We start from the raw sequence: 13,488 nt of genomic DNA on the forward strand, positions 1-13,488 counted from the left end.
CGCCCGGCAACCGATGAGTCTGCCGGTCGCCGCAGGTCTATCGGCCGACCGCGACAACCGGCATCGTCAGGAGTTGAGCATGGGCGTCATCCACCTCGAGCTGTTCGTGACGCTGGACCTCGTCGGGCAGGCACCCGGCGGCCCCGGCGAGGACCCGGAGAGGTTCCCGTTCGGCGGCTGGCAGGCACCCCTGCTGGACGAGGTCACCGGGGCGCAGGTCCTCGCCGCGTACGAGGGCACGGACGCCCTCCTGCTCGGCCGGCGCACGTACGACATCTTCGCCGCGTACTGGCCGCACCAGGCAGGCGGCGCGGACAACGAGATCGCGGCGCTCTTCAACAGCGTCCCGAAGTACGTGGCCTCCCGTGGCCGGCCCGAACTCTCCTGGGCCGGGTCCACCCAGCTCGGCCCGGACCTCGCCGACGCCGTACGCGAGGTCCGGGACCGGCACGAGCACGTGAAGGTCGTCGGGAGCCTCAACCTGGTGCAGACCCTCCTGCGCGAGAAGCTCTTCGACCGGCTCGACCTCTGGGTGTATCCGATCACGCTCGGCGTCGGAAAGAAGGTGTTCGACGGCGGCGCGGTGCCCACCAACGTCACCCTCCTCGAACCGCCGGTGGCCAATCCGAAGGGCACCGTCTACCTGCGCTACGGGCTCGCCGAAGGCACGCCGGCAACGGGCGACATGAGCGCACCCGATCGCGGCTGAAGCAGTCCCCTCGATCGTTTGCTGCCTACCGGCGCGACATGCCGGGCGGGATGCCGGTAGGCGACAAACGATCTTCCTGCGTCGGCCGTACGACGTAGCCCACCGTTCAGCTGCCCACAGCGCGCGAGGGGGCGGCGGCCGCCGACGGGAGGGCTTCCGCACCGCGGGCGATGTTCCTCGCCATGCCGCCGAAGACGATCGCGTGGAAGGGCAACACCGCGCCCCAGTACGCGTGCCCGGGCAGGCCCCTCGGCAGGAAGACCGCGCGCTGGACGTACCGGCTGGTGCCGTCCCCGGCCGGCTCGGCGCGCATCTCCAGCCAGGCCCGGCCGGGCAGCCGCATCTCGGCGCGCAGCCGCAGCACTTCGCCCGGGACGATCTCCTCGACCCGCCAGAAGTCCAGCGCCTCGCCGACCCGCAGCCGGTGCGGGTCGCGCCGGCCCCGGCGCAGCCCCACCCCGCCGGCCAGCCGGTCCAGCCAGCCGCGCACCGCCCAGGCGAGCGGGAACGAGTACCAGCCGTTCTCGCCGCCGACGCCCTCGATCACCCGCCACAGCGCGTCGGCCGGGGCGCGTACGGCCCGCTCCCGCATGTCCGTGTAGGCGGTGCCGCCGGACCACTTCGGGTCGCTGGGCAGCGGCTCGGCCGGGGCGTCCGGCCCGCTCGCGGTGGACCAGCGGGTCTCCACCTGCGCGTCGCGGACCCGCGCGAGCGCCAGCTCGACCGCCCGGTCGAAGCCGGTCAGCCCGCCGGGCGGGTCCGGGACGTACGCCGCGATGTCGTGCTCGTGGGCGACCGCCTCGTGGACCAGGCTCTCGACCAGCGGCCGGGCGATCGCGTTGGGCACGGGGGTGATCAGGCCGACCCAGTGCGACGACAGCGACGGGGTCAGCGGCCGGACCGGCAGGATGAGCCGCCGGCGCAGCCCGGCGACCCGGGCGTAGCGCTGCATCATGTCGCCGAAGGTGAGCACGTCGGGGCCGCCGATGTCGAACGCCCGGTTGACCTGCGGCGGCAGCGCGGCGCAGCCGACCAGGTAGTGCAGCACGTCCCGCACGGCGATCGGCTGGATCCGGTTGCGCACCCAGCGCGGGGTGACCATGGCGGGCAGCCGCTCGGTGAGATGGCGCAGCATCTCGAACGACGCCGAGCCGGACCCGATGATGATCGCCGCGCGGAGCACCGCCGTGGGCACCCCGCTGTCGAGCAGGATCCGGCCGACCTCGGCCCGGGACCGCAGGTGCGCCGACGGGAGGCCGTCGTCGCCCTTCGGTTCGGGGCCGCCGAGGTAGACGATCCGGCGTACGCCCGCGGCGCGCGCCGCGTCGGCGAAGGCGACCGCCGCCTCCCGGTCGGCGGCCTCGAAGCCGGCCTGCCCGAGCGAGTGCACCAGGTAGTAGGCGACGTCCACGTCCGCGAACGCGGCCGGCAGGGTCTCCGGCCGGCGCAGGTCGCCCTCGGCGATCTCGGCCCGCGCCGCCCACGGCACGTCGCGCAGCCGACCGGCGTGCCGGGCCAGGCAGCGCACCTGGTGTCCCTCGGCGAGCAGCAGGGGCGCGAGCCGTCCGCCGATGTATCCGGTCGCGCCGGTGACGAGGCATCTCACGGCCTCCAGTGTGCGGCTCCGTAGACTCGTTCGCTGTGGAGAACGCGAGGAGCACCTTCTGGGGGCCGGACTTCGAGCAGCTCAGCGCCACCGATCCGGAGATCGCCGGGGTGGTGCTCGGCGAGCTGGACCGGCTGCGCGGCGGCCTGCAACTGATCGCCAGCGAGAACCTGACCTCCCCGGCGGTGCTGGCGGCGCTCGGCTCGACGCTGACCAACAAGTACGCCGAGGGGTATCCGGGCCGGCGCTACTACGGCGGCTGCGCCGAGGTGGACCGGGCCGAGGAGATCGGCGTCGCCCGGGCGAAGGAGCTGTTCGACGCCGAGCACGCCAACCTCCAGCCGCACTCGGGGGCGAGCGCCAACCTGGCCGCGTACGCCGCGCTGGTGCAGCCGGGGGACACGGTGCTGGCGATGGACCTGCCGCACGGCGGTCACCTGACCCACGGCAGCCGGGTGAACTTCTCCGGCAAGTGGTTCCACACGGTCGGCTACCGCGTGCGCAAGGACACCGAGCTGATCGACTACGACGAGGTGCGGGACCTCGCCCGCGCCCACCGGCCCAAGATGATCATCTGCGGGGCGACGGCGTACCCCCGCCTGATCGACTTCGCCCGGTTCCGGGAGATCGCCGACGAGGTGGGCGCGTACCTGATGGTGGACGCCGCGCACTTCATCGGCCTGGTCGCCGGCCGGGCCGTGCCCTCGCCGGTGCCCCATGCCGACGTCGTCTGCGCCACCACCCACAAGGTGCTGCGCGGCCCGCGCGGCGGCATGATCCTGTGCCGGGAGTCGCTGGCCCAGCGCATCGACAAGGCCGTCTTCCCGTTCACCCAGGGCGGGCCGCTGATGCACGCCGTCGCGGCCAAGGCGGTGGCCCTGCGCGAGGCCGCCCAGCCCGAGTTCCGGGCGTACGCCGCGCAGGTGGTCGCCAACGCCCGCGCGCTCGCCGCCGGGCTCGCGGCCGAGGGGATGCGGCCGGTCTCCGGCGGCACCGACACCCACCTCGCGCTGCTCGACCTGCGTGCCGCCGGGGTGAGCGGGGCCGAGGCCGAGGCGCGCTGCGACGCCGCCGCCGTCACCCTGAACAAGAACGCCATCCCGTACGACCCGCAGCCGCCGATGGTCGCGTCGGGCATCCGGGTGGGCACGCCCAGCGTCACCACACAGGGCATGGGCGAGGAGGAGATGCGCCGGGTCGCGGCGCTGATCGCCCGCGCGGTGCGCACCGATCCGGGCGAGCCCGGGGGAGCCGACGCCCTCACCCGCGTCGCCGCCGACGTGGCCGAGCTGGTCGCCGCCTTCCCGGCGTACCCCCGTGGCTGAGCCCGGGGTGGCCGCGGAGCCGGCGGCGGACGACCGGGGCTGGCGGCTGCGCCACCTGCCGGTGCTGGTGGCCGTCTCCGCCGGGGTGGCGGCGCTGGGCGCGGCGGCCGGCGGGGTCCTCGGCGGGGCCGACGCGGCGCTCGGCGTGGCGGCCGGTGTCGCCGTCACCGTGGCCAGCTACGTCCTCACCACCGTGGTTCTGGCCTGGGCGGACGCGCGCAACCCGCAGCTCGTGCTGCCGTTCGGGGTGGGTCTGTACGTCGCGAAGTTCACCCTCCTGGGTGGCGTGATGGTGGCGGTCGCCTCGACGGGCTGGGCGGGGGTCGTCCCGCTGTGCCTCGGCATCGCCGTCGGCGTGGTCGTCTGGACCGGCGCGCACATCTGGTGGCTCAGCACGGTGCACGCGCGCCGGACCAGGGGCTGAGCCCCCAGCGTCCCACGTTTCGGTACGACGCGCGATTGTGTCCGACACCGGTCATTCATTCGGTGGCGCGAGGGGAGTAGCGTGCCCACAGACGACGCGCCCGCCCGACGCCCACACAACCACGGTTGTGCGGGGGGTGAGGCACAGCCTCGTTTCTCCGACTGATATCGTTCGCCCCGTCATGGCTGGTGACCAAAACCCCCGACCCAGCGGCGGCCCGGACGACATTCCGACCGGTGCCGGCCAGGGTTGGACCGCGCTCTCGTATCTCATCGGGGGCATGCTCGTCTGGGGTTTCATCGGCTGGCTGGTCGACCAGTGGCTCGACACCGGCGGCATCGCCACCGGGATCGGCGTCGTGCTCGGCATGGCCGGGGGGATCATCCTGGTCGTCCGCCGACTCGGCACGCCTACTTAGGAAGGGACGCGGTGTTCGGACAGGCGAACGTCCTGGCAGCGGGCCAGGCGGCATTCCCACCCAGCGTGGAGGACTTCTACCTGCCCAGCATCCTGCCCTGGGGTGCGCACGACTCCTACTGGTTCACCAAGATCACGGCCATGGTCTGGATCGCCGTCGGCGTCCTGATCATCTTCTTCCTGGCGACCTACCGGAAGCCGCAGTTGGTGCCGACGAAGAAGCAGTGGCTCGCCGAGTCCATCTACGGCTTCGTGCGCAACAACATCGCCGTCGAGATGATCGGGCACGCGGGGGTGCGGTTCGCGCCGTACTTCACGACGCTGTTCTGCTTCATCCTGCTGACGAACTTCTTCGCGATCGTGCCGCTGTTCCAGATCTCGCCGAACTCGCACATCGCCTTCCCGGCCTTCCTCGCCGTGATCAGCTACGTGATGTTCATCTGGGTGGGCATCCGGCACCACGGGTTCGGCAAGTTCGTCAAGAACTCCCTGATCCCGCCGGCGCCGTGGTACATCCTGCCGCTGCTGATCCCGATCGAGTTCTTCTCGACCTTCCTGGTCCGGCCGTTCTCGCTGGCCGTCCGTCTCTTCGCGAACATGTTCGCCGGCCACATGCTCCTGCTGGTCTTCACGCTCGGCGGGTTCGCGATGCTCAGCGCCAACGCCTGGCTGGCCCCGGTCTCGGTGCTGTCCTGGGTGATGACCATCGCGCTCACCTTCCTCGAGTTCCTGGTCATCTGCCTGCAGGCATACGTCTTCACGGTGCTCACCGCCAGCTACGTCCAGGGCGCGCTCGCCGACGAGCACTGATCCACCTCGTACCACCCGTTGTCGTCCCGCGTGAGAGTCACGCGTGATAACCAGGAGGAACCCACTAATGGACATCTACGCCGCGGTAGAGGGCAGCACCGCCGCCATCGGCTACGGTCTCGCGGCCATCGGCCCGGGCATCGGTGTCGGCCTGGTCTTCGCCGCCTACATCCAGTCGACCGCCCGGCAGCCGGAGTCGTCCCGGATGACCCTGCCGTACGTCTGGATCGGCTTCGCCGTCATCGAGGCGCTCGCGCTGCTCGGCATCGCCTTCGGCTTCATCTGGCAGGGCCAGCTCTAAACCCGCCCCCCTTTGACCGGGAGGTCTCCCATGTACCTGCTCGCCGCAGAGGGTGGTGAGTCGACGCACAACCCGATCATCCCGATCTGGCAGGAGATCGTGGTCGGTGGCATCGCCTTCATCCTGCTCTGCATCGTGCTGATGAAGTTCGTCTTCCCGCGCATGGAGCAGACGTTCCAGGCCCGGGTCGACGCGATCGAGGGTGGCATCAAGCGCGCCGAGGCCGCCCAGGCCGAGGCCAACCAGCTCCTCGAGCAATACCGCGCGCAGCTCGCCGAGGCGCGCACCGACGCCGCGAAGATCCGGGACGACGCCCGGGCCGACGCGGAGGGCATCCGGCAGGACATCCTCGCCAAGGCGCGGGAGGAGTCCGACCGCATCATCGCGGCCGGCAAGGAGCAGCTCGCCGCCGAGCGGGCCACCATCGTGCGCGAGCTGCGCACGGAGGTCGGCACGATCGCGGTCGACCTGGCCAGCAAGATCGTCGGTGAGTCGCTGGCCGACGAGGCCCGCCGCAAGGGCACCGTCGACCGCTTCCTCAGCGACCTCGAGAGCGCGGGGGCCCGCTGATGCAGGCCGCCAGCCGGGAGTCGTACCAGGCCGCGACCGAGCGCCTGGCGGCGTACGCGCGGGGTGCGGAGCCGTCGGCGGTGGCCGCCACCGCCGACGACCTGCTCGCCGTCGCCGGCCTGCTGCGGCGCGAGCCGCGGCTGCGCCGGGCGCTGTCCGACCCGGCCCGGCCGGGCGCGGACCGCGCCGGGCTGCTGGGGGACATGCTCCGGGGCAAGGTCGGCGCGGACGCGCTCGACCTGCTCACCGGGCTGGTCTCCGGCCGGTGGTCGGCGCCGTCGGAGCTGCTCGACGGTGCCGAGCGTCTCGGCGTGGAGGCGCTGCTGGCCAGCGCCGACGCCGCCGGTGACCTGGGCGAGGTCGAGGACGAGCTGTTCCGCTTCGGCCAGGTGGTCGCCGGCCAGCCCGCGCTGTCGGCGGCGCTGTCCGACCCGGTCGGCCCGGCCGAGCGGCGGGCCGAGCTGGCCCGCGAGCTGCTCGCCGGCAAGGCCCGACCGGTCACCGTCCGCCTCGTCGAGGTGGCGCTGAACGGGTTCGGTGGGCGCTCCTTCACCGGCTCGCTGACCCGGCTGGTCGAGCTGACCGCCGACCGGCGGGACCGGCAGGTCGCGTACGTGACCGTGGCGGCCCCGTTGAGCGACGAGGACGAGCGCCGGCTCGGTGCCCGCCTCTCCGCGATGTACGGTCGGGAGGTCTCCGTCAAGCAGACGGTCGACCCCTCGGTCCTCGGCGGCGTCAGCGTCCGGGTCGGGTCCGACCTGTACGACGGCACCGTCCTGCGCCGCCTCAACGAGACCCGCAACGCGCTCGTGACGCGCTGACCGGCATCCCGCTGGCGCACCGCGAACGCCTGGATTGACAGACGCCATTCGGACCGGTCGGTACTAGGTATCCCCGGGCCCCTGATACTTAAGGAAGCAGAGGATGGCCGAGCTGACCATCTCGACGGAGGAGATCCGCGGCGCGCTGGAGCGCTACGTCTCCTCCTACTCGCCCGACGTCTCCCGCGAGGAGGTCGGCACCGTCGCCGACACCGGCGACGGCATCGCCCACGTCGAGGGCCTGCCCTCGACCATGACCAACGAGCTCCTGGAGTTCGAGGACGGCACGCTCGGCCTGGCGCTGAACCTCGACGTCCGGGAGATCGGCGTCGTCGTTCTCGGTGACTCCGCCAAGCTCGAAGAGGGCCAGCGCGTCAAGCGCACCGGCCGGGTGCTCTCGGTGCCGGTCGGCGACGCCTTCCTCGGCCGCGTGGTCAACCCGCTCGGCCAGCCGATCGACGGCCTCGGCGACATCGCCAACGAGGGCTTCCGCGAGCTGGAGCTCCAGGCCCCGAACGTGATGTCCCGGCAGTCCGTCGACGAGCCGCTGCAGACCGGTATCAAGGCGATCGACGCCATGACCCCGGTCGGCCGGGGCCAGCGGCAGCTGATCATCGGCGACCGCAAGACCGGCAAGACCACGGTCGCGCTGGACACCATCCTCAACCAGCGGGACAACTGGCGCTCCGGCGACCCGAAGAAGCAGGTCCGCTGCATCTACGTCGCCATCGGCCAGAAGGCCTCCACGATCGCCTCGATCAAGGGCATCCTGGAGGAGGCGGGCGCGATGGAGTACACCACCATCGTGGCCTCGCCGGCGTCCGACCCGGCCGGCTTCAAGTACCTGGCGCCCTACACCGGCTCGTCCATCGGTCAGCACTGGATGTACGGCGGCAAGCACGTTCTCATCGTCTTCGACGACCTGAGCAAGCAGGCCGAGGCGTACCGGGCCGTGTCGCTGCTGCTGCGCCGCCCGCCGGGCCGCGAGGCGTACCCGGGTGACGTCTTCTACCTGCACTCCCGCCTGCTGGAGCGCTGCGCGAAGCTCTCCGACGAGCTGGGCGGCGGCTCGATGACCGGCCTGCCGATCATCGAGACGAAGGCCAACGACATCTCGGCCTTCATCCCGACGAACGTCATCTCCATCACCGACGGCCAGATCTTCCTGGAGACGGACCTGTTCAACCAGGGCGTCCGGCCGGCCATCAACGTCGGCACCTCGGTCTCCCGGGTCGGCGGCGCCGCCCAGATGAAGCCGATGAAGAAGGTCGCCGGCTCGCTCCGGCTCAACCTGGCCCAGTTCCGCGAGCTGGAGGCGTTCGCCGCCTTCGCCTCCGACCTGGACAAGGCCTCCCGGGCCCAGCTGGAGCGCGGCTCCCGCCTGGTCGAGCTGCTCAAGCAGCCGAACTACTCGCCGTTCCCGGTGCAGGAGCAGACCGTGTCCGTCTGGGCCGGCACCGAGGGCAAGCTCGACGACATCCCCGTCGGCGAGATCCGCCGGTTCGAGGCCGAGTTCCTCCAGTACCTGCGGCACAAGCACGAGGGCACCCTCGCGGCGATCGCCGACAACAAGTGGAACGACGAGGTGATTTCCTCCCTCGACCAGGCCATCGCGAGCTTCAAGCAGACGTTCCTGGGCAAGGAGGACGCGCCCCGGATCAACGAGGCCCCCGCCGCCCCGCTGGAGGGCGACGAGAACCGCGAGACGGTGACCCGCTACCGCGACAACGCCGAGAAGCAGTAGGGCTGACTCATGGCGGCCCAGGTACGCGTTCTTCGTCAACGGATTCGCTCGGCGAAGGGGATGAAGAAGATCACCAAGGCGATGGAGCTCGTGGCGACGAGCCGGATCGCCAAGGCCCAGGCCCGGGTGCAGGCGTCCCTGCCGTACGCCCAGGCCATCACCGGCGTGCTCACCGCGCTGGCGTCCAACGCCCGGATCGACCACCCGCTGCTCACCCCGCGCGAGCGGGTGCGCCGGGCCGGCGTCCTGCTGGTAACCGCCGACCGGGGCCTGGCCGGCGGTTACAGCTCCAACGCGATCAAGACCGCGCAGTCGCTGATCGCCCGGCTGCGGGACGAGGGCAAGGAGCCCGTGCTCTACGTCATCGGCCGCAAGGGCGTCGGGTTCTACCGGTTCCGGGACTGGCCGATCGAGGCGAACTGGACGGGCTTCTCGGAGCAGCCGACGTTCGCCGACGCCCGCGAGGTCGGTGAGACGCTGATCAAGGCGTTCACCGCCGGCGCGGACGACACGGACGGCTCCGCCGGGCCGGACGGGGTGCGCGGGATCGACGAGCTGCACATCGTCTACACCGAGTTCCACTCCCTGATGACCCAGACCCCGGTGGCCAAGGTCATCGGCCCGATGCAGGTCGAGGACCGGCCCAAGTCCGAGGGCCTGCTCCCGGCGTACGAGTTCGAGCCGGAGGCGGAGGCGCTGCTCGACGCGCTCCTGCCGAAGTACATCAACACGCGGATCTACGCGGCGTTGCTGGAGTCGGCGGCGAGCGAGTCGGCGTCGCGTCGGCGGGCGATGAAGAGCGCCACCGACAACGCCGAAGAGATGATCGAGAAGTACACGCGTGAGATGAACTCGGCCCGCCAGGCCGGGATCACCCAGGAGATCAGCGAGATCGTCGGCGGCGCGAACGCGCTCGCCGCGTCGGGAAGTGAAGTGTGATGACTGCCCCAGTACAGACCAAGACGGCCACCGGTCGCGTGGTCCGGGTCATCGGCCCGGTCGTCGACGCCGAGTTCCCGCGCGACGCCATGCCGACCCTGTTCAACGCCCTGAACGTCGAGGTGAGCCTCTCCGGCGGCGAGAAGACGCTGACCCTGGAGGTCGCCCAGCACCTGGGCGACAACCTGATCCGCGCCATCTCGATGCAGCCGACCGACGGCCTGGTGCGCGGCGCCGAGGTGCGCGACACCGGCTCGCCGATCACCGTGCCGGTGGGCGACACCGTCAAGGGCCACGTCTTCAACGCCATCGGCGAGTGCCTCAACCTCACCGAGGGTGAGTCGCTCAGCCCCGACGACCACTGGGGCATCCACCGCAAGGCCCCGGCCTTCGCGGACCTGGAGCCGAAGACCGAGATGCTGGAGACCGGCATCAAGGTCATCGACCTGCTCGCCCCGTACGTCAAGGGCGGCAAGATCGGCCTGTTCGGCGGCGCGGGCGTGGGCAAGACGGTGCTCATCCAGGAGATGATCACCCGGGTGGCCCGGAACTTCGGTGGTACGTCGGTGTTCGCCGGCGTGGGTGAGCGCACCCGTGAGGGCAACGACCTCATCGCCGAGATGACCGAGTCCGGCGTCATCGACAAGACCGCGCTGGTCTACGGCCAGATGGACGAGCCGCCGGGCACCCGGCTGCGCGTCGCCCTGTCCGCGCTGACCATGGCGGAGTACTTCCGCGACGTGAAGAAGCAGGAGGTGCTGCTCTTCATCGACAACATCTTCCGCTTCACCCAGGCCGGTTCCGAGGTGTCCACCCTGCTGGGCCGGATGCCGAGCGCCGTGGGTTACCAGCCGACCCTGGCCGACGAGATGGGCGAGCTCCAGGAGCGGATCACCTCCGTCCGGGGCCAGGCCATCACCTCGCTCCAGGCGATCTACGTGCCGGCGGACGACTACACCGACCCCGCCCCGGCCACCACGTTCGCCCACCTCGACGCGACCACCAACCTGGAGCGGTCGATCTCCGACAAGGGCATCTACCCGGCCGTGGACCCGCTGGCGTCCTCGTCCCGGATCCTCGCCCCGGAGTTCGTCGGCGCCGAGCACTTCGCGGTGGCCACCGAGGTCAAGCGGATCCTGCAGAAGTACAAGGACCTGCAGGACATCATCGCCATCCTCGGCATCGAGGAGCTCTCCGAGGAAGACAAGATCACCGTGCAGCGCGCGCGGCGCATCGAGCGCTTCCTGTCGCAGAACACCTACGCCGCCGAGCAGTTCACCGGCGTGCCGGGCTCGACGGTCCCGATCGCCGAGACCATCGAGGCGTTCAAGAAGATCAGCGAGGGTGAGTACGACCACTTCCCCGAGCAGGCCTTCTTCATGTGCGGTGGCCTGGAGGACCTGGAGCGCAAGGCCGCGGAGCTGATGAAGAGCTAGACGCACGTCACACTGTCGAGGGCCGTCCCGGAAACATCCGGGGCGGCCCTCGTTCATCTACAGGCCCTATGATCTCCGCTGTCCGGTTGCTGATCGGCGGCTCCGTCGAACGCGAGGTACCGTCGATTCACGCCGTCCCCCGGACGAGTGAACATCGTTGCAACTTTTCGGCTGCGTACGCCCGTCTCCAAGTCGTGGGCGTGACGAACGGAGATGCTCGTGGGTAAGGCCGGCAAGGGCGGCAGGAAGAAACCGTCGGCGTGGTCGCGGGTCCCCCGCTGGGCCCGGGTGTGCACCGTCTTCGGGTCGGTGCTCATGCTGCTCAGCGGCGCGGTGCTGGTCGGCTACGAGGCGCTGATGGCCCGCTACGAGGGCGCGGTGGGCAAGGGCGACCTGTTCGGCGACCAGGCCGCCGGCGCCCAGGAGCGCAAGAGCGACATCAAGGGCCCGCTCAACATCCTGCTGGTCGGCATCGACCCGCGCGACGTGAAGACCCCGCCGCTGGCCGACTCGATCATGGTGCTGCACATCCCGGCCGAGCTGGACCGGGCGTACCTCTTCTCCCTGCCCCGGGACCTGCGGGTCGAGATCCCGAGGTTCAGCAAGGCGGACTTCAACGGCGGCACCGACAAGCTCAACGCCGCCATGTCGTACGGCAGCCGGGTGCCGGGGCAGAATCCCGACGCGGCCCGGGGCTTCGAGCTGCTGGCCAAGACCGTGCAGCAGGTCACCGGGATCGACCGCTTCGACGCGGGCGCGATCATCAACTTCACCGGCTTCCAGAAGATCGTCGACGCGATGGGCGGCGTCGACATGTACATCGAGCGCGAGGTGCGCTCCGAGCACCGCGAGCCGAGCGGGGTGCACCGCAAGGGCAACCCGTACGGCGAGGGCTACATCGGCCCGCAGGCGGTCTACAAGAAGGGCAACCAGCACCTCAGCGGCTGGCAGGCGCTGGACTACGTCCGGCAGCGGTACCCGAAGAACGGCGTCCCGGACGCCGACTACGGCCGGCAGCGGCACCAGCAGCAGTTCATCAAGGCGATGGTCGACCAGGCGTTCAGCGCCGACGTGGTGACCAACCCGATCAAGCTGGACCGGGTGATCCGGGCCGCCGGGCAGTCGCTGATCTTCAACGGCCGGGGCAGCAGCGTGGTCGACTTCGCGATCGCCCTCAAGGGCATCCGCTCGAACAACGTCGAGCTGATCAAGTTGCCGGGGGAGAACATCGGCACCGGGTCGGCGTACCGGGGGGAGCGGCTGCGGCCCGAGGCCGAGGACTTCTTCACCGCCCTGAAGAAGGAACAGCTCGACGCCTTCCTGCTGGAGCATCCGGACTTCCGGAACAAGACGAAGTAGCGTTTCCCCGGCGGGTGGCGCAGCTTACGCCACCCGCGTTGGGGGCCCGCGACGGGCGCGACTAGACTTTCGGCAATCCGCCGCCGCAGCAAGGAGACAGCGTGGCACAGCAGCTTCACGTCGAGCTCGTAGCCGTCGAGGAGAAGGTCTGGTCCGGCGAGGCCGAGATGGTCGTCGCCCGCACGACCGAGGGTGAGCTGGGTGTGCTGCCGGGGCACGCGCCCCTGCTGGGGCAGCTCGCCGAGCCCGGCCAGGTCCGCATCAAGCTTCCCGGCGGCGAGCAGGTCTCGTACGAGGTGGCCGGTGGCTTCCTCTCGGTGAGCCGCGAGGGCGTCACCGTGCTGGCCGAGAGCGCCACTCCGGTTTCCGCCGCGCAGAGCCGCTGAGCCGTCCCGCCGATGGAGATCGTGGAAGGGATCGGAATCGGCGTCGCCGCGGTGCTCGTGGCCCTGTTCGTCCTCTTCCTCCGGCGCGCGCTGGTCACCCGCAGCGGCGGGATCATCCGGCTCAGCGTCCGGGTGACCACCGTGCTCGACGGGCGGGGCTGGTCGCCCGGTTTCGGTCGGTTCGCCGGTGACGAACTCCGGTGGTACCGGATGTTCAGCTTCGCCCTGCGCCCCAAGCGGGTGCTCTCCCGCAAGACGCTGGTCGTGGAACGCCGCCGGCTGCCCGAGGGGCAGGAACGCCTCTCCATGCCCGCCGACTGGGTGATCCTGCGCTGTGCCAGTCGCCACGTGCCGGTGGAGATCGCTATGGCCCGCTCCACCGTCACGGGATTCCTGTCCTGGCTAGAGGCCGCCCCGCCCGGGGCGGCCTCGCCGCGTCTGGCCCCCCAGGACTGGCCCGCCGCCTGACGCGTCCCGCTCTCCGGGGTTTCCGGGGAGCCCACCCGCTCCGGGCGGACGCTCCTATGCCGCGTCAAGTGGTGGGGGTGGGGTTTCGAGGCGTCGGTAGAGGTCTCGGGCGATGTAGCGTTTGAGGCAGCGTTTGATCTCTCGGTCGGTTTTGCCTTGGGCTCGGCGGCGCT

The 13,488-nt window shown here is 70.9% G+C and carries 15 protein-coding genes; 14 read left to right on the forward strand and 1 reads right to left on the reverse strand.

The features are described 5' to 3' along the window. The first annotated feature begins 79 nt into the window (after positions 1-79). On the forward strand, positions 80-709 hold the full coding sequence (locus tag LPA42_RS17055) for a dihydrofolate reductase family protein (protein ID WP_077938533.1): 630 nt from the start codon (positions 80-82) through the stop codon (positions 707-709). 106 nt (positions 710-815) lie between these two features. Here the strand turns inward: LPA42_RS17055 and LPA42_RS17060 are convergent, their stop codons facing one another. Continuing rightward, positions 816-2,315: an SDR family oxidoreductase gene (locus LPA42_RS17060; protein WP_077938534.1), complete on the reverse strand. Its 1,500-nt coding sequence runs from the start codon at positions 2,313-2,315 to the stop codon at positions 816-818. 35 nt (positions 2,316-2,350) lie between these two features. Between LPA42_RS17060 and glyA the strand changes: the two genes are divergently transcribed. The 13 genes from glyA to LPA42_RS17125 all read left to right on the forward strand — a co-directional run bounded on the left by glyA (position 2,351) and on the right by LPA42_RS17125 (position 13,315). Beyond that, positions 2,351-3,640, forward strand: coding sequence for a serine hydroxymethyltransferase (gene glyA / locus LPA42_RS17065; RefSeq protein WP_198956635.1), 1,290 nt, complete (start codon positions 2,351-2,353; stop codon positions 3,638-3,640). Then, complete coding sequence (locus LPA42_RS17070) at positions 3,633-4,064, forward strand: hypothetical protein (protein WP_077938536.1); 432 nt, start codon at positions 3,633-3,635, stop codon at positions 4,062-4,064. Before glyA ends, LPA42_RS17070 begins: the two co-directional genes overlap by 8 nt. 181 nt (positions 4,065-4,245) lie before the next feature. After that, on the forward strand, positions 4,246-4,482 hold the full coding sequence (locus tag LPA42_RS17075) for an AtpZ/AtpI family protein (RefSeq protein WP_074472880.1): 237 nt from the start codon (positions 4,246-4,248) through the stop codon (positions 4,480-4,482). A gap of 11 nt (positions 4,483-4,493) precedes the next feature. Then, positions 4,494-5,291, forward strand: coding sequence for a F0F1 ATP synthase subunit A (gene atpB, locus LPA42_RS17080; RefSeq protein WP_007072697.1), 798 nt, complete (start codon positions 4,494-4,496; stop codon positions 5,289-5,291). Positions 5,292-5,358: 67 nt separating this feature from the next. Then, positions 5,359-5,592 carry an ATP synthase F0 subunit C gene (locus LPA42_RS17085; RefSeq protein ID WP_043966050.1) on the forward strand — a complete coding sequence of 78 codons (234 nt, stop codon included), beginning with the start codon at positions 5,359-5,361 and terminating at the stop codon, positions 5,590-5,592. A gap of 30 nt (positions 5,593-5,622) precedes the next feature. Beyond that, on the forward strand, positions 5,623-6,162 hold the full coding sequence (locus LPA42_RS17090; RefSeq protein ID WP_043966052.1) for a F0F1 ATP synthase subunit B: 540 nt from the start codon (positions 5,623-5,625) through the stop codon (positions 6,160-6,162). Next, on the forward strand, positions 6,162-6,983 hold the full coding sequence (locus tag LPA42_RS17095; protein WP_077938537.1) for a F0F1 ATP synthase subunit delta: 822 nt from the start codon (positions 6,162-6,164) through the stop codon (positions 6,981-6,983). The genes LPA42_RS17090 and LPA42_RS17095 overlap by 1 nt, the downstream gene beginning before the upstream one ends. A 103-nt stretch (positions 6,984-7,086) precedes the next feature. After that, complete coding sequence (atpA, locus tag LPA42_RS17100) at positions 7,087-8,727, forward strand: F0F1 ATP synthase subunit alpha (RefSeq protein ID WP_077938538.1); 1,641 nt, start codon at positions 7,087-7,089, stop codon at positions 8,725-8,727. 9 nt (positions 8,728-8,736) lie between these two features. Beyond that, a complete protein-coding gene (locus LPA42_RS17105; protein WP_077938539.1) occupies positions 8,737-9,666 on the forward strand; it encodes a F0F1 ATP synthase subunit gamma in 930 nt (309 codons plus the stop codon). Beyond that, positions 9,666-11,102, forward strand: coding sequence for a F0F1 ATP synthase subunit beta (atpD, locus tag LPA42_RS17110; protein WP_077938540.1), 1,437 nt, complete (start codon positions 9,666-9,668; stop codon positions 11,100-11,102). Before LPA42_RS17105 ends, atpD begins: the two co-directional genes overlap by 1 nt. A 213-nt stretch (positions 11,103-11,315) precedes the next feature. Then, complete coding sequence (locus tag LPA42_RS17115; protein WP_077938541.1) at positions 11,316-12,461, forward strand: LCP family protein; 1,146 nt, start codon at positions 11,316-11,318, stop codon at positions 12,459-12,461. A gap of 101 nt (positions 12,462-12,562) precedes the next feature. Then, positions 12,563-12,847: a F0F1 ATP synthase subunit epsilon gene (locus LPA42_RS17120; protein ID WP_077938542.1), complete on the forward strand. Its 285-nt coding sequence runs from the start codon at positions 12,563-12,565 to the stop codon at positions 12,845-12,847. Positions 12,848-12,859: 12 nt separating this feature from the next. Further along, positions 12,860-13,315: a DUF2550 domain-containing protein gene (locus LPA42_RS17125; RefSeq protein WP_043966062.1), complete on the forward strand. Its 456-nt coding sequence runs from the start codon at positions 12,860-12,862 to the stop codon at positions 13,313-13,315. The last annotated feature ends 173 nt before the right edge of the window (positions 13,316-13,488 follow it).

The organism is Micromonospora sp. DH13 (assembly GCF_020873825.1).
GTDB classification, from domain to species: Bacteria; Actinomycetota; Actinomycetes; order Mycobacteriales; family Micromonosporaceae; genus Micromonospora; species Micromonospora haikouensis.

Excerpts from the sequence above, each read along its gene's own strand:
- LPA42_RS17055 (WP_077938533.1), top strand. The coding sequence starts at position 80 with ATGGGCGTCATCCACCTCGAGCTGTTCGTGACGCTGGACCTCGTCGGG.
- LPA42_RS17075 (WP_074472880.1), top strand. The coding sequence starts at position 4,246 with ATGGCTGGTGACCAAAACCCCCGACCCAGCGGCGGCCCGGACGACATT.
- LPA42_RS17085 (WP_043966050.1), top strand. The coding sequence starts at position 5,359 with ATGGACATCTACGCCGCGGTAGAGGGCAGCACCGCCGCCATCGGCTAC.
- LPA42_RS17090 (WP_043966052.1), top strand. The coding sequence starts at position 5,623 with ATGTACCTGCTCGCCGCAGAGGGTGGTGAGTCGACGCACAACCCGATC.
- LPA42_RS17095 (WP_077938537.1), top strand. The coding sequence starts at position 6,162 with ATGCAGGCCGCCAGCCGGGAGTCGTACCAGGCCGCGACCGAGCGCCTG.
- atpA (WP_077938538.1), top strand. The coding sequence starts at position 7,087 with ATGGCCGAGCTGACCATCTCGACGGAGGAGATCCGCGGCGCGCTGGAG.
- LPA42_RS17105 (WP_077938539.1), top strand. The coding sequence starts at position 8,737 with ATGGCGGCCCAGGTACGCGTTCTTCGTCAACGGATTCGCTCGGCGAAG.
- atpD (WP_077938540.1), top strand. The coding sequence starts at position 9,666 with ATGACTGCCCCAGTACAGACCAAGACGGCCACCGGTCGCGTGGTCCGG.
- LPA42_RS17115 (WP_077938541.1), top strand. The coding sequence starts at position 11,316 with ATGCTCGTGGGTAAGGCCGGCAAGGGCGGCAGGAAGAAACCGTCGGCG.
- LPA42_RS17125 (WP_043966062.1), top strand. The coding sequence starts at position 12,860 with ATGGAGATCGTGGAAGGGATCGGAATCGGCGTCGCCGCGGTGCTCGTG.